At 33.5% G+C, this 15,736-nt stretch carries 11 protein-coding genes; 3 read left to right on the forward strand and 8 right to left on the reverse strand.

All coding sequences use genetic code 11. The annotated features are described in order from the left end of the window. The first annotated feature begins 79 nt into the window (after positions 1-79). On the forward strand, positions 80-1,075 hold the full coding sequence (locus HJ01_RS09850) for an NADP-dependent oxidoreductase (RefSeq protein WP_007138243.1): 996 nt from the start codon (positions 80-82) through the stop codon (positions 1,073-1,075). A gap of 842 nt (positions 1,076-1,917) precedes the next feature. On the opposite strand, the gene HJ01_RS09855 is transcribed toward HJ01_RS09850, so the two are convergent. Next, positions 1,918-3,483, reverse strand: a complete 1,566-nt coding sequence (locus tag HJ01_RS09855; protein WP_007138245.1) for an ATP-binding protein — start codon at positions 3,481-3,483, stop codon at positions 1,918-1,920. Between the two features lie 548 nt (positions 3,484-4,031). Here HJ01_RS09855 and HJ01_RS09860 point away from each other — a divergent pair. Further along, on the forward strand, positions 4,032-6,653 hold the full coding sequence (locus HJ01_RS09860; protein ID WP_007138246.1) for a TonB-dependent receptor: 2,622 nt from the start codon (positions 4,032-4,034) through the stop codon (positions 6,651-6,653). A gap of 248 nt (positions 6,654-6,901) precedes the next feature. Here the strand turns inward: HJ01_RS09860 and HJ01_RS09870 are convergent, their stop codons facing one another. The 6 genes from HJ01_RS09870 to HJ01_RS09895 all read right to left on the reverse strand — a co-directional run bounded on the left by HJ01_RS09870 (position 6,902) and on the right by HJ01_RS09895 (position 12,300). After that, positions 6,902-7,405 carry a hypothetical protein gene (locus HJ01_RS09870; RefSeq protein WP_007138247.1) on the reverse strand — a complete coding sequence of 168 codons (504 nt, stop codon included), beginning with the start codon at positions 7,403-7,405 and terminating at the stop codon, positions 6,902-6,904. A gap of 229 nt (positions 7,406-7,634) precedes the next feature. Then, positions 7,635-9,242, reverse strand: a complete 1,608-nt coding sequence (locus tag HJ01_RS09875) for a hypothetical protein (protein WP_007138248.1) — start codon at positions 9,240-9,242, stop codon at positions 7,635-7,637. Between the two features lie 607 nt (positions 9,243-9,849). Beyond that, positions 9,850-10,587 (reverse strand): hypothetical protein, encoded by a 738-nt coding sequence (locus tag HJ01_RS09885; RefSeq protein WP_007138249.1) that lies wholly within the window; start codon positions 10,585-10,587, stop codon positions 9,850-9,852. A gap of 408 nt (positions 10,588-10,995) precedes the next feature. Then, positions 10,996-11,643, reverse strand: coding sequence for a patatin-like phospholipase family protein (locus tag HJ01_RS09890; RefSeq protein ID WP_410500980.1), 648 nt, complete (start codon positions 11,641-11,643; stop codon positions 10,996-10,998). Then, complete coding sequence (locus tag HJ01_RS17650; protein WP_007138251.1) at positions 11,589-11,747, reverse strand: hypothetical protein; 159 nt, start codon at positions 11,745-11,747, stop codon at positions 11,589-11,591. Before HJ01_RS17650 ends, HJ01_RS09890 begins: the two co-directional genes overlap by 55 nt. 163 nt (positions 11,748-11,910) lie before the next feature. Beyond that, positions 11,911-12,300, reverse strand: coding sequence for a DUF1398 domain-containing protein (locus tag HJ01_RS09895; protein WP_007138252.1), 390 nt, complete (start codon positions 12,298-12,300; stop codon positions 11,911-11,913). 563 nt (positions 12,301-12,863) lie between these two features. Between HJ01_RS09895 and dnaK the strand changes: the two genes are divergently transcribed. Then, positions 12,864-14,747, forward strand: coding sequence for a molecular chaperone DnaK (gene dnaK, locus HJ01_RS09900; RefSeq protein ID WP_007138253.1), 1,884 nt, complete (start codon positions 12,864-12,866; stop codon positions 14,745-14,747). A gap of 86 nt (positions 14,748-14,833) precedes the next feature. On the opposite strand, the gene HJ01_RS09905 is transcribed toward dnaK, so the two are convergent. Further along, on the reverse strand, positions 14,834-15,736 hold the full coding sequence (locus tag HJ01_RS09905) for a Brp/Blh family beta-carotene 15,15'-dioxygenase (RefSeq protein ID WP_007138254.1): 903 nt from the start codon (positions 15,734-15,736) through the stop codon (positions 14,834-14,836).

Here is a 15,736-nt window from a genome sequence, read left to right on the forward strand (position 1 = left end):
AATAAATAAGTTACAAGATTATCGATAAAGATATTATTTGAATAATGGAAAATCGTAAATGAATATAAAAACAAATAAAATGAATCATACTATTTTATTAAATAAAAGACCAGTGGGTAGACCACAATTATCCGACTTCGATTTGATAACGGAAGAGCAGCCGCAACTACAATCTGGAGAAGTTTTACTAAGAGCAAGTTATGTTTCTGTAGACCCTTATTTAAGAGGGCGTATGAGTGATGCAAAATCATATGTTCCTCCATTTGAATTAAATAAACCAATAAGTTCAGGGGTTATTGCTGAGGTTGTTGAGTCAAATAATCATGACTTCAGCAAGGGTGATTACGTTTCTGGCATGTTAGAATGGAAGGAATTTCAAAAATCTAACGGAACGGGATTAACTAAAGTTGATACAACAAAGGTTCCCCAATCTGCGTATTTAGGTGTTTTAGGAATGACAGGAATGACGGCTTATCTTGGTTTAACCGAAATAGGAAAACCTCAAAAAGGAGAAACCATCGTTGTGTCTGGAGCTGCTGGAGCCGTAGGGAGTATAGTGGGGCAAATAGGTAAAATTTTGGGTTGCCGAGTTGTGGGTATTGCAGGTACCGATGAAAAGGTAGAAATGCTAAAATCAGAATTTGGTTTTGATGCTGCGATCAATTATAATACAGCTAATAATATGACAGAAGCTATTGCCGCTGCATGTCCAGACGGAGTCGATGTTTATTTTGACAATGTAGGAGGCGAAATTTCGGATGCAGTACTTTTCAATATTAATAAATTTGCTCGAATGATTATTTGCGGTGCAATATCTGTTTATAACGAAACATCTGTGCCTAAAAGTATTAGCGTACAACCATTTTTAATAAAAAATAGTGCTCTAATGCAAGGGTTTATTGTAAGTAATTACGCGACTAAATTCCCAGAAGCTGTTGAGCAATTGGCGACATGGTTACAAGAAGGAAAGCTAACTTATACAGAAACAGTGGTGGAAGGTTTTGATCAGATTCCACAGGCTTTTATTGATCTCTTTGATGGAAAGAACAAAGGTAAAATGGTCGTTAAGATTTAATAGCTATTTAGAAAATAGATTTCAAGAAACAGTCCCTACATTTTGTTGGGACTGTTTTGGTTTAAGCTTATTTGTTTTCAGGAGCTGGTAGTTAATTTCTTGTGTGCTTCAACTCATATAAACTTATTTAGATTTGCTTACACGAGGAATACTTTTTGTAAAATAAATAGGATCTATTTTTGACTTTTTAGCCAGATACTGATACTATGAAAAAAGGAATAATTAAAAGCCGAATATTGGAAGATTGTATCTAAAAGTGGAATGAGCTTATTGCTAACTTTAAAAAGCGATAGACTGAAATAAACGAACATACTTTTTGCCCAAATGAATCTGCTAGCCAGAGAGAAGATCTTAGGGCCGGCAAATATGAGCTACTCAAAGCATTGGGTGATGAGCTTGCTTTTGCGCAACAAGAATTCATATATTTAAATTCATTAGACGTAACAAAAGATGAGCCTGGAGCAATTGTTGCTACTGTTCAATTAACTATTTTATAGGTTTTTTTGAGAAAGTAGGAATAGACGGAGAAACAATTGTTAGTATTTCAACCCGAGCTCCTATTTACGACGAAATGATTGGTTTACAAAAAGGAAGTTCATTTCAATATAATGAAACAAATTATGCCATTGGGGGTTTGTATTAAAAGAGCTGTGCAAATACCACTATATTTTCGGAAAGTTAATCTTGAAGTTTTTGGCTTTTGTTTGAAAGTCTATGCCATAATTTTTTTTGTGTTTGAACATTAGCTGTACCCTAAGGCTTCTATAATGAATCTTTACTTTTCGAGTAGCTATGCCTTTTAGGAAAGAGTTTCATTGCTTTTACCCGCAGTGAATACGTTACTATTTATTGAAATGCTTTTGTATTAATGCTAGTAAATTTTCTTTTTTAATGGGTTTTGAAATATAATCGTTACAGCCCGCAGCTTTTGATTTTTCAAAGGCTTCGATATGTACAAATGCTGTTTGTGCAATGATAACAACGTCTTTGTTGAATTGTCTTATTTGCTGCGTTGCTTCGTATCCATTCAATACAGGCATCTGAATATCCATAAGTATTAAATCGATGTCAGGGTTATTGCGACAGACTTCTATAGCTTCACTACCATTCCTTGCTTTTAATATTTCTTTACCGAACATTTTACAGGTTTTATCAAATAAAAATTCGGATATTCGATCATCTTCGACAAATAATATTTTTAGGTTTTTACCATAAAGACTATTAGTATCGCATTGTAAAACATCTTTAGTAACTATTTTTTCTTCGTCTCTAAAATCGTATGGCAAGGTAAAATAAAATATAGATCCTATGCCAACTTCACTTTCTACCCATATTTTACCGCCAAGCATTTCTACATAGGCTTTCGTAATTGACAAACCCAATCCTGCTCCCTGATGCGCCATTTTATTAGTAATGTCGGCCTGAATAAAACGTTCAAATATAACGTCATATCTGTCTTTTGGAATTCCAATTCCTGAGTCTTTTACATAAAATTCAAGGTAGTTACCCTTATGGACATAGCCTAATTCAATAGAGCCTTTATTGGTAAATTTAATTGCATTTTTGACAAGGTTGGTAAGAATAGCAAAAACTTTTTCACGGTCTGTTTTAATTATAATTTCACTATTAGGTAAAATGTTATTAACTGAAAGTTGTACTCCTTTAACTTCGACTTCTAGCTTGAAAAGAGAATAAATGTATTCGAGCTGTTCATTAATATTTGAACCCTTTAGGTCTAGCAACATAAGCCCGGATTCTATTTTCGAAATATCAATAATATCGTTTATGATATTGAGCATACGGGCACCACTTTTCTCTATTATTCGAATGTAATTTTGTTGTTCTTCGCCTGTTAGTCCGGGCTCTTTCAATAAGTCTGCAAAACCAAGAATTCCATTCATTGGAGTTCTTATTTCATGCGACATATTAGCTAAGAATGCTGATTTTAGTTTGTCGCTTTCTTCCGCTTTGTCTTTTGCTATGATTAATTCGATTGCACGTTTTTCCTTTTCTTCATTTTGAAATGCAAGCTCTTTGTTAGCAACACCTAATTCGGTTGCACGTTTTTCTTTTTCATCGTTTTGAAAAGCAAGCTCTTTGTTGGCAATGCCTAATTCAGTTGCACGTTTTTCTTTCTCTTCGTTTTGAAAAGCAAGTTCTTTGTTAGCAACACCTAATTCAGTTGCACGTTTTTCTTTCTCCCCGTTTTGAAAAGCAAGTTCTTTGTTAGCAACACCTAATTCGGTTGCGCGTTTTTCTTTCTCTTCGTTTTGAAAAGCAAGTTCTATGTTAGCAATCTCTAATTCAGTTGCACGTTTTTCTTTTTCTTCATTTTGAAAAGCAAGTTCTTTTCTCACAGTAATTAACTCCGCTATCAGTTGTTCTTTGAACTTTTCCGTGTCTTTCATATTTTGAAGATTCTTAGATTTTTTTAATTGCAATTAGATAACCATAATAGAGTATCAAAAAACGTAATGCTCATAGGATACATTTAAAAAAAAGCTGTTAGAGAGAATTAGAGTTTTTGAAATCAAGGTCTATTTCTTTTCATTTAGCATCGTGTATAAGTACAAGATGTAATCAAAGATACATCTTTTTAGAATTAAGTTTTAAAGTCATGATGTTTTGCTTCTTGTTTTGTCAGATTGGAACAAGCTAGAGTGGTTGCGCTTGAACGAAGCGAATTCAGTACGAAAAATGTGTTAAATAAGTAAAGTGTTGATATCTAAGGGTGTATTTGTTGTTTAAGTGTGGTATTTATAAAAAACGATCGTGATTGGGAGAAATAGTCGACTCTTAAATATAGGAAAGTCACTGTTTGTAGGGCTTTTTAATAAAAAACAACAAAATGTTTTATTTCTAAAATATTAAATAAAAATGTAATATTTTAAGAGTTTTTTAAGAAAAAGACATAGTTTTGCGGTATTAACTATATCAAACTATCAAAAAACTATTTATGAGATTTAATCAATTTATTTTAGGCGTACTATTTATGATAATAGGACCAGCAGTTATGAATGCACAAACAGTCAAAGGGATTGTGACGGATGAGAATGGGCTAGCTTTGCCTTTTTCTAATGTTGTGGACCTAGCAACATCGCAAGGTGTGACCACTGACGGGAATGGTAATTTTGCAATTACAGTAAAAGGATTTCCTGTTACATTGGTTGCTAAATACGTAGGATACCAAAATAAAAGTATAGAAGTAACAAGTGCTGCTGCTATTGTTTTTAAGATGAACCCTAATAATAGCCTAGATGAGGTTGTTGTCACTGGGAATAGGTCAAAAGTAAGAAGCGTATTAAATTCGGCTGTTCCGATTGATAAATTGTATGCTGAAGATCTTAAGTCTAGTGGACAAGTTACCTTTGACAAAATGTTAGCGTACAAAATCCCTTCATTTAATTCTAGTACTCAGGCTATTTCTGATGCGACTGCCCACTTTGACCCAGCAGATTTACGTGGATTAGGACCAAGCCGTACCTTAGTTTTGGTTAACGGAAAAAGAAAAAATCAAAGTGCATTAGTGTATATCAATGATACTCCCGGAAAAGGTGAGGTAGGAACTGATATGAAAAGTATTCCTTTTTCAGCAATCGAAAGAGTTGAGGTACTTCGTGACGGAGCTTCTTCTCAATACGGTTCAGATGCAATTGCAGGGGTAGTAAATATTATCCTTAAAAAGCAAACTAATTTTACAGAAGTAAATCTTACATCTGGAGTAACTTCTCAAGGAGACGGTTTCAATTTTGGAGCTGATCTTAACTCAGGATTTAAAATTGCTGACAAAGGTTTTGTGAATTTTAATCTTTCTTATTTGGATCAAAAGAAAACTAACAGAGCTGGGAAACCAGGGAAAGATGATTTGTTTGGAGTAGCTGCTGATGACGCGCAATGGGGAGATTGGTTAAGTAGAAATCCTGACTTAGGGATGACTATTGGACAGCCAGATTCTAAAATGGGTGCTTTGGTTGTAAATGCTGAATATCCTCTTTCTGACAAAACTACGCTTTATGCATTTGGAGATGTTAATGTTAGAAAAGGAACTAGTTTTGCTTTGTATAGAGCTCCGTACTGGCCTGGTGTTAATGATAATTTCAATTTATTGCACGATGCTGGAACACCTTATAACGGTTTTCAGCCTACTTTCAAAACAGATATTTTTGATAATCTAGGTTCTATTGGAATAAAAACTACTTTGCTTGGTTTTAATTCAGATTTCAGTTTAACAGCTGGTTCTAATAAAGTAGATTACACTGTTGATAATACATTAAATCCTTCTTTGGGTGCGAGTAGTCCAACCTCATTTAATGTTGGTGGATATTCTTTTAGCCAGTTAGTAGGTAATGCTGATTTTAGCAGAACTTTTGATAAAGTAACTTTCGGTTTTGGTACAGAAATTAGAAAGGAGCGTTTTGAAGCAAGAGCAGGTCAAGAAGAATCTTATATCAATGGAGGAGCGCAGTCTTTTCCTGGATTACAACCAGCTAACGCATTAAATAAAGACCGTAATAACGTAGGGGTTTACACTACTTTAGATTATGATGTATCAGATGCTTTCTTAATAGGAGGATCTTTAAGATATGAGAACTATTCAGATTTTGGAGATAACTTCTCTTGGAAAGTAAATTCTCGTTACAAACTAAATAACGATATTGTAGTAAGAGCATCTTACAGTACAGGATTTAGAGCACCTGCTTTGCACCAAATTTATTTGAGTAATATTCAAACGCTTGTGTCTGGTGGTACAATTTCTAATCAAGGGACTTTTAACAATGTGGATCCAGCAGTTATCGGATTAGGTGTTCCTCAATTACATGCTGAGAAATCTCAAAATATATCCACAGGTATTACTTTTAGATCAGGTGCTAATTTTTCTGCTTCTCTTGATTTCTACCATATAAAAGTAAAAGACCGTGTTTTGTTTTCAGGAGAGGTTGGCTTTGATGGAGATGACACAACAACTAACCCAGTTGAAGAAGTATTAATTGCTAATGATATTACAAGTATGAAGTTTTTTATCAACGCTGTTAATACTATAACTAAAGGTGTTGATGTTGTTTTGAATTACAAAAATGTAGAATTAGGAAATGGCAAACTAGCATTTAGTTTAGCGTCTAATATTGCTAATACTAAAATTGATGGACAAATTGCTACACCAGCTATTTTGAAAGCCAATGGATATGACATCTTTAACCGTAAGGAACAAGGTAGAATTTTAAGCGCTAGGCCTAATACAAAAGTATTGTTAGGTACTAATTATGATTTGAAAAAAGCAAGTCTTATTTTCAATAACACTTATTTTGGTGAAGTTACTTGGCAGCATGCTACTGATATCTCAAAAGATCAAACTTTTGCAGGGAAAGTTATTACTGACTTAGGAGTTGCTTATAAGTTCACAAGTACAATATCCGCTAATGTGATGGTAAACAATCTTTTCAATGTTTATCCAGACAAAATTGATACTAAAGGCGATGTGGTTACTGATTTAGGAGGTCGTTTTAAATATGCATGGGAAGTAAACCAGTTTGGATTTAGTGGAACAACTTTTTCAGCAGGACTAAACTTTAAGTTCTAAAAAGAACTAGAATATAATTATAAGAAAACGGGATTTATTCCCGTTTTTTTTTTGCCTCTTTTTTACACGATTCAATCCAGCTAGGAGTAACAGATTAAGCGCTTTGTAAACTTGGTTTTTAATGGGAATACTGTTTTGTCTTGAGTCTCTTCTTCTGATCACTTTTGTTTGTTGCCTACAGAACTTAAAGGGCATAAAAATAGGGAGTTTCATTACGAAACTCCCTTTCTCTTTACTAAACAAAATGATTAACGTCTGTCGTATCCTTTGTGGTCATTTTTATCACGTCCATTCTGATTGCTGTTATTAGCATATCTATTGTTTTTCGAGTTTTTAAGCTCTTTTTTATTGTAGTGTGCGCGTTTATCATTTTGATATTGAACTGTTCTTTGATTCTCTCCTCTATAACCTACATAATATCTTGTTTTGTCATTATTGTAGTTAGTATAAGGTCTGTTTCCACGATAATCATTCAATGCTACTTTATAGCCATTGTTTATATCATACCTTCTGTATTGATTAGGTAGTGTTCTTGAACGTTTCCAGTTTCCTCTTTCTAAATAAATGTATTGATTAGCTCGGACATCATAATAAGATTGAATGTCGGGCATGTAATAATAACCTACAGTTACATTTGCTGAATTATGATAAACAGGTGCTGTTCCTATGTTTAGGCTTATTGAAAGTTGTGCATTAGATGTGCTTGATACAAGTAGAATTATTCCAACGGCGATTAGTTTTAAAGTTTTCATGTTTTCTATATTTTAGTATTATAATTAAATTTTTTTATTCGTTTCGTATATACATTTTGAGTAATTCCAACAACTGTGCCACAGCAATTTTTTAACGTTTTATTGGGCTATCGAAGTTGGATTTTATTGCTCATAGTGTGTTTTAAAACACTAAAAGCAAGCGGTTTACGCTTGCTTTTAATTTAATGCTATTATTTATAGAAAATTGAAGTTTTAATGTTTTTATAGATTAATATCCCTCTGTAATTAAGTTTTGTGATTTTTTATTATTTTTTTTACGAGTGTAACTAACCTTGGGAGCATGCTGAGAACTAATTTGTATCATATGTTGTTCAGCTTGGTATTTATTAAAGTTATCCCATACTGGTGGAGAACTTGTTTTTTGACCGCACATAGCGTCTATGCACACATTGTTGTCCTTGTACATTTCGTGTAAAACAGCTAAAATTTTAAAGAAAAATTCATCTAGTAATACAATAGCGTCAAAATCAGCTTTGAGTTCGTTATAGTTGGTGTCTGCCGTATTAAGTAGTTGTAATAGATCTAGTATTTCTTCCTTTTCTTCTTTATTGACTTCAGTTGCGTAACCGTATTTTAGAGTTTTAAAAACTAAATTATTCCAAGCTACACTATCATGGCTCCATTTAATATCTGGTAGATTTAAAGCATGCTCACAGATTAGAACAATAGAAAAAAGAACATCATCTAAATAGGTTGCTGGAAATTCATCAAAACTTCTAAATTCAAAACCGCTTTGGTACATTTTTTCCTGATTGAAATCAAGGCCAACTTCAGGAAGTAATTCATACTCCATTTCTGCTTCGATTTGATCTCTCCACCAAATGTTATCTTCTTTTTCAAACTTCAATAATTTTCTAAAATCATCTACTTTGTAAGTTAGAATCTTACCTCTAGGCATCGATTTATTATAAGTACCCACACCAATGTACCTAGACATAGCATTTCGCATAGAACCTAAAGTGAAATTTTTATCAAGATTATATTTGTTGTTAATCACTCCCATAATATCAGGACTTCCTAGTGTAGCTATGAAAAAAGGCTCAAACCACTGCAACAAATAAATTGCGTTAGCGTGTGTTTTATCAAAAGTATCGTAATCAACAATTCGGCTATTTTCTGCAAGAGTAGGCAATGTAATATGAAAATGATAGGTACCATTATTAAATAAAACAAGATTTTCCTGATTGGTCATAAACATATTAATGCCCTTGTTGTAATCTGGAAAATTTAATTTTTCTTTTAGTACACCGGATTCATTGATTTTGTCAAGAAATAGCTTTTTGGTAGCTTTTAATTCATTACAAGAATCGACGATAGTTCTGTTTTCAAAATATTTGGTAACAAATTCGATAGAATCTCCATCAAAATGTACCGAACCCATCGTTTTTTCTCTTTGGGTAATCATACTTTGAATATTGTAGGGTTGGTTCTTTAGAAAAACCTCCATTATAGACTCTCCGAGGTATTCAGGATTGTCTATTGATTGTGGTTTCGCTTCAGTAGTTTCAGCAGTGTTCTCTATAAGTTTTGCTGCTGGAATTGTTTTGTGTTGGAAATTTATATCCAGTTTTTCTAGAGAATGACTATTAATCATTCGGCTAACTTGATATTCTTTATCTAAACCAAAAGCTTTCTTCAACAGAGGAGTCAAACTTTCTGGTTTGTAGCATTTTCTATAATCAATGCTATATTTCTCAAAACCAATTTTTTCTTGTATAAATTCACCAGATACTGTTAAGGATTCTTCTAATTGTAGGTAGGTTTCGTTTTCTAATCCAATCCCCCAATAATATTTTTGTGTCTGATTTTCTTTCATTTATACGAGTTCTTTTTTTTTATGGTTGATGACTTTATTTTATTATTTGAATACAAAGTTTCATTAGTTGTAAATTATTTAAACACAGTTTTTTGTATTATTAATAATTATTCGCAACCATTGAAATGCTTTTTTACTTTTAAATTACAGGAATTTAATTTCAGACTCAGAAATGTGGTGTTTGTATCGACTGAACGATTGATAAAAAGTGAGATTTTTCAATGTAACTATAAAATCGCTGTTGTTTTTACTTTCTTTTATATCAATGATTTAAGAAGACGAATAGCCAAGTTGTAATTTTTACTATTCTTTCGTTTTTCTAAGCTGCAAAAGTACTTTATTATTATGTCATTTCCAACTTGATATTGGAATGAAAATAAAGGAAAAAAAATGAGGTTTGGTTTTTGTTTATTTTTAAAACGATAAAAATATTTAATTACAAAAACAGAAGGTTTAGTGTATTGATTGTTAAGTCAGTAGTGGCGCAGTGTGTTTTGTTTTTAATCCAGAAAACAATGCCGTTTTGAAGTTGTATTTTGTTGCTAATTCGCTGGTGTATTTTAAGAATTTCAGCTGTGTTATTTTAATCGGATTTTGGACGACTTATTTAGTCGTGATAATAAAAAACAGAAGAAGAATATAGTTCATTATTCCACCAGTCTTTTTTAACCTTAGAAAAGTAGTTGTAATTCAATTTTCCTGCTTGCGATTGCAATGGATATATAACAACACCATCTTCTCGGTATGCTTTTTTTAAATTAGTTTCGGGAACAACGGGAACGATATGTCCTGAGAGTCCTTTTTGTTTTCTTTTGGCACAAATTATTCCAATACCTCCATTGGTGTTTACCTTGTTTTGCATTTCATCAATACTAAATATTCTTTTCCATCCAAAACTAGCTCCCCATTTCAAAAACCAATCATGAATTGCACTAGAGTAAATTGTTTCTACGGTGTCGTCGTAAATTGCTTCCACTTCGTGTCCATCAAGAATTTTTTGGAGTGCCTCATCTGTCCACCACACAGTAGGAAGATATACGTTGGAGAAATAACAATAGTCATAGGAGTAAACGTTGCAATAGGTGTCTTCAACAGTTCTTTTATATCTAATATTTACGGATGGGTTAAGTTTATCAATGAGTCGAGCGATACTTGCTCGTTTAGTAGAAGAATCTGTTTCGTCTCTAAAGAGAATAGTGGGGTCAAAAATAGGTTTGTATTTCATTTCTGTCGAGTCCAAACGCGATTGTGGATCAGGTGAAAAACCAGCAATTTTTATGCGGGAATCCGGGAGTGAGTTGGCGATTATCGATTCGTGTTGAGGGGAGATGGTATCGTTCTTCATTGTGATTGATTTAATTTATTAGTATAACAGACTCTAAACTTCGTTGTTTTTTTATCTCGTTTATTAGAAGAGTAGTTAGACTTTGTGTTTTTTTAGAAACAACTTTTGTAGTGCGCGTGTTTTTGATAGTTTTTTATAACTTTTTAGGACATCGATATTCAAAAAATAACTTTGGCTAAAATTTAAATGTAATGAAAAAAACTAAAAAAGGAATAGAATTTCATTTTAAATCTAAAGTATAGTATGATAATCCGAAACTACAAGCGGTGACGCTTGTGGTAAGTAGTTTTAGATAAGCGAGTTGCAAATAAGCAGTTTTTTTAAATTTTCTGTAAGCAATAGTTGCAGATAAGTGAGAATCATGCAGGTGCTTATACAATTTGTAGCTAACAATTCACTGTTGGGATTTTATGAACTGTTTATAAGTTCTTTTAGTTCTTTTTCTAAAAAAAGCGCGTATTTATAGCCGTAATCATAAATTTCATCAGATTTTTTAAGGTTAAATAAGCTAAATTGACTCATGTTTGGTGGTTCAATATACAAAGTACAACTCTCTATTTTATTTTGAACAGAGTTTTTCATGGCCAAATGAAAACAGCGGTCAAGGATATTATTCATGTGAACTTCATCTACTTCTTTTTTGATTGAATTGATATAACTTCCTATAATTATTTCGCATTTATTGATCAGGGGCTCAGTAGGGAAATTATTAATTACGCCGCCATCTAAATACAGAGCATTATTAAAATCGATAGGCTGAAATACTAACGGAGTACAGGCTGAAGCTTTCAAGGCTTGAGATAGGTTTCCTGTTGAAAAATGAACAATCTCTCCCTTTAGAATATCAGTCGCTGCAACAAATAAGGGAATATTTATATCTTCAAATGTGTTTTTTGGTAAATATTCTTGATAGATGCCTTGAAAACCTTTCATTGCAAACAGGCCTTGCTTTTTAATTAGAATATTGGAGAAATTAAAAATTTGTCTTTCCTTTAAAATGTTTACAATTTCTGGTATAGGATAACCAGCTGCATAAAAAATCGATCGCGATTGCACCAGCGCTCGTGCCGGAAGTAAAGGAAGGTACAATGACGAATTCCTAAATGTGCAATTCCACGTGCACCACCTCCTGATAAAACAGCACCAATTTTAGTTTCCATATCGACAACGTATTAGGTAAGGGTTTTACTCAACGAATATAAGGACAACAGGCTGATTATCATTTTTAATTAATGATAATCAGCCTGTTAATGAGTAGTGCGTAAAAGTGCAGTTGATTTAAATTTTTAAACCAGCTATGCTCTTGAGCTTGTAATTTAGTTGTTAAACTGGAATTTTTTCTATTACAATAGGGTCGCCTTCCGGGGTAAGATAGGTGCTCGTCATCTCGATGATATCAATACGACACTTGGCAATACCAGATTGGCTCGCCTGTTGGCAAAAAGTATAATAGTCGGTTTGACCGCCTTCATGCATGACAAGGGATTCAATAAAACGCTCTTTGTTTGCAGTAGCTGCAACGGATAATTGTTCATATTTTTTAGCGGTACTTACCTCATGATCTGTATCACCGTAATAAACTACTCGACCGTCAGTGATGAAGGTATCGTATCCGTGTATTCCTAAATCGATTAATTCCTGAATATAAATAGCGAAATCAGTTTCTGTTTTTACTTTATCGTATGCTTGTTTGATTTGTTCTAGGGTAAACATGTTTTTTTTGTTTTAAGATAGGATTACAAATATACATTATCTGGAAAAATAGGGTTGTCTTCGTTACCTTTGTTTATGAAAAATGATCGAAAATAGGAAGCCATTGACAAACAATAAATAAATATTTGTTTATTGTGAATGTTTTCTAGATTTCCTAAAATTAAAGAGAAGGGGGTAAACCTTTTAAATTGATTAAAGAATAAATCTTAATATAAATTTAGAAATGTTAGTCGGATGTTTTTCTAAAATGTAGTTTCAAATAATGTAGGGAATTTATCCAACTAGATTTTTCGGAATGTAACAGGGATTTAGAGATTGTGGGCATCAGATTTTGAAGTCCATTAGAAACCTTGTAAAACATCAACTTAAACGGTGTCGACACGAACAATGACAGCACGAGAATACAATGGCAGAGCCTCTAAAATGTCATCTTGTCATATTTTTTTACGCCATTTTTAACATAAACTGACAATTTCCTGAACCCTTTTGGATTGGCACAAAGATTGACTTAAGGACTATGAGTTGTTAAAATAAGTATACATTATAATTAAATATAAATAAAAATGGGTAAAATAATTGGAATTGATTTAGGTACGACAAACTCTTGTGTTTCTGTAATGGAAGGTAATGAAGCAGTTGTTATTCCTAACGCAGAAGGAAAAAGAACAACACCATCTATCATCGCTTTTGTTGAAGGTGGCGAAATTAAAGTAGGAGATCCTGCAAAAAGACAAGCGGTAACGAATCCTACCAAAACAATTGCTTCTATTAAACGTTTTATGGGTCATTCTTTTGCTGAAGTTACGGCTGAATCAAAAAGAGTTTCTTACAAAGTGGTAAAAGGAGACAACAATACGCCACGTGTGGATATTGATGGTCGTTTATACACTGCACAAGAATTGTCAGCAATGACACTTCAAAAAATGAAAAAAACAGCTGAAGACTATTTAGGTCAAACTGTTACTGAAGCGGTTATTACTGTTCCTGCTTACTTTAATGATGCACAACGTCAAGCTACAAAAGAAGCTGGTGAAATTGCAGGTCTTAAAGTAATGCGTATTATCAACGAACCTACAGCAGCAGCGCTTGCTTACGGACTTGATAAAAAAGGTAAAGATCAAAAAATTGCTGTTTACGATTTAGGTGGAGGTACATTTGATATCTCTGTTCTTGAATTAGGAGACGGAGTTTTTGAAGTATTATCTACAAATGGAGATACGCACTTAGGTGGAGATGATTTTGACCACGAAATTATTGACTGGTTAGCTGACGAATTTAAAGCTGAAGAAGATATTGACTTGCGTCTTGACCCTATGTCATTGCAACGTTTGAAAGAAGCTGCTGAGAAAGCTAAAATTGAATTGTCATCTTCTACTGAAACTGAAATCAACTTACCTTACGTAACTGCTACAGCCTCAGGACCAAAACACCTTGTTAAAAAATTATCTAGAGCTAAATTTGAGCAATTAACTGATTCATTAGTTAAACGTTCTATGGCACCAGTTGCTAAAGCACTTAAAGATGCAGGTTTATCTGTTTCTGATATTGACGAAGTGATCCTTGTAGGAGGTTCTACTCGTATGCCAAGAATCGCTGACGAAGTGGAGAAATTCTTTGGTAAAAAAGCGTCTAAAGGAGTTAACCCTGATGAAGTTGTTGCAATTGGAGCAGCTATTCAAGGTGGAGTTCTTTCTGGAGATGTAAAAGATGTATTGTTACTTGACGTTACACCTTTATCTCTAGGTATCGAAACTATGGGTGGTGTTATGACAACTCTTATTGAGTCTAATACTACTATTCCAACTAAAAAATCGCAAGTATTCTCTACTGCTGCAGATTCTCAACCAACAGTTGAAATTCACGTATTGCAAGGAGCTAGAGCAATGGCTGCTGACAACAAAACTATCGGTCGTTTCCATTTAGATGGTATACCACCAGCACCAAGAGGTGTTCCACAAATTGAAGTAACTTTTGATATTGATGCTAATGGTATCATAAAAGTTTCTGCAACTGACAAAGGAACAGGAAAATCTCATGACATTCGTATCGAAGCTTCTTCTGGATTAACAGCTGAAGAAATCGAAAGAATGAAACAAGATGCTGAAGCTAACGCTGAATCTGACAAAATCGCAAGAGAAAGAGCTGAAAAATTGAACGAAGCAGATGGAATGATCTTCCAAACTGAAACTCAATTGAAAGACCTTGGAGCAAAATTATCTGATGAAAATAAAGTTGCTGTAGAATATGCATTGACTGAATTGAGAATGGCTCACCAATCTCAAGACATTCCAGCTATTCAAACTGCACTTGATAACATCAATGCTGCTTGGAAAACTGCTACTGAAGCAATGTACGCTCAAGGAGAACAAGGTCAAGATGCTGCACAGCCACAAGCTGATGCTCAAGGAGACGATGTTCAAGATGTAGATTACGAAGAAGTAAAATAATTAGCTTGTGTAGAGATGGACTTCAGTCCGTCTCTACTTTGTATAAAGAAAACCGTTCGCCTTTGGTGAACGGTTTTTTTTTGCCTCTATTTTTTAATTGATCCTTTTTCACCGCGAAACATTTTCGTGATCACTAAAGCATGCGGAAATGTTATGGCGGCCAAAAAAGAGAAAAATAGGGCATGAAATAATTGCTGCTCTTTAAATGTAAAATAGAGAAGTGCCATTCCTAATATTGAGATCAACCAATAGATTCCTGCTGCGCGACAGTAGGCAATAAAATGCTTAAAGGAATAGTTGCCATTTAAAAATTTTATTTGATCAATTATAGAAGGAATGCTATGCCATAAGACGAAATAAATCGCAAATCCCCATATCAGACTCGAAGATTTAAAAATGATCGTAAATAGGGCTAGATAAAAGAGTTCGTTGAGTAGTTTTTTTCTAATTTTTTCTAGTTTCCAATAAAAGTAGATCGATAAGCCAATAAATGCTATACCCGAAATCGTTAACAACATTGAAAAATAGGAACTAAGAATGCTGATTCTTGTGATATTCAATATGATGCTTTGTACTTCGTCTGGGTGAAAAGTAAACAACAGCGATAAAATGAAGAATCCATATGCTAATTGAAACAGGGCCAAAATCCATTTGGCAAAGTCATTCTGTAAATTTTGCCATTGCTGTTCTCCAAAATGATACGCACTGACAATTATGAATAATAGTAGAGCCAGTGCAGGAATGGTATAAAACAAAAGTATTCCCATCAAAACAACTAACAGGTAAGATCCGAGTATTTTAAGTGATGAATTTGATTGTTTTTTAGGATTTATAGTTTTTATTAATAGTAGATCATTTGCTCCGTGTAATATTCCAAAAGTGAAAATAAAAAGGAAACCGGAGAGTACCTGTAACTTAGTCGAGAAATAGGAGTCCATCCATAATCCGAAAAAGCTTACAACTATTGCAATATTTGAATAATTTTTCAT

Origin of the sequence: Flavobacterium frigoris PS1 (assembly GCF_000252125.1) — a bacterium.
GTDB lineage: Bacteria > Bacteroidota > Bacteroidia > Flavobacteriales > Flavobacteriaceae > Flavobacterium > Flavobacterium frigoris_A.

Excerpts from the sequence above, each read along its gene's own strand:
- HJ01_RS09850 (WP_007138243.1), top strand. The coding sequence starts at position 80 with ATGAATCATACTATTTTATTAAATAAAAGACCAGTGGGTAGACCACAA.
- HJ01_RS09885 (WP_007138249.1), bottom strand. The coding sequence starts at position 10,587 with ATGAAGAACGATACCATCTCCCCTCAACACGAATCGATAATCGCCAAC.
- HJ01_RS09870 (WP_007138247.1), bottom strand. The coding sequence starts at position 7,405 with ATGAAAACTTTAAAACTAATCGCCGTTGGAATAATTCTACTTGTATCA.
- dnaK (WP_007138253.1), top strand. The coding sequence starts at position 12,864 with ATGGGTAAAATAATTGGAATTGATTTAGGTACGACAAACTCTTGTGTT.
- HJ01_RS09855 (WP_007138245.1), bottom strand. The coding sequence starts at position 3,483 with ATGAAAGACACGGAAAAGTTCAAAGAACAACTGATAGCGGAGTTAATT.
- HJ01_RS17650 (WP_007138251.1), bottom strand. The coding sequence starts at position 11,747 with ATGGAAACTAAAATTGGTGCTGTTTTATCAGGAGGTGGTGCACGTGGA.
- HJ01_RS09905 (WP_007138254.1), bottom strand. The coding sequence starts at position 15,736 with ATGAAAAATTATTCAAATATTGCAATAGTTGTAAGCTTTTTCGGATTA.
- HJ01_RS09860 (WP_007138246.1), top strand. The coding sequence starts at position 4,032 with ATGAGATTTAATCAATTTATTTTAGGCGTACTATTTATGATAATAGGA.
- HJ01_RS09875 (WP_007138248.1), bottom strand. The coding sequence starts at position 9,242 with ATGAAAGAAAATCAGACACAAAAATATTATTGGGGGATTGGATTAGAA.
- HJ01_RS09895 (WP_007138252.1), bottom strand. The coding sequence starts at position 12,300 with ATGTTTACCCTAGAACAAATCAAACAAGCATACGATAAAGTAAAAACA.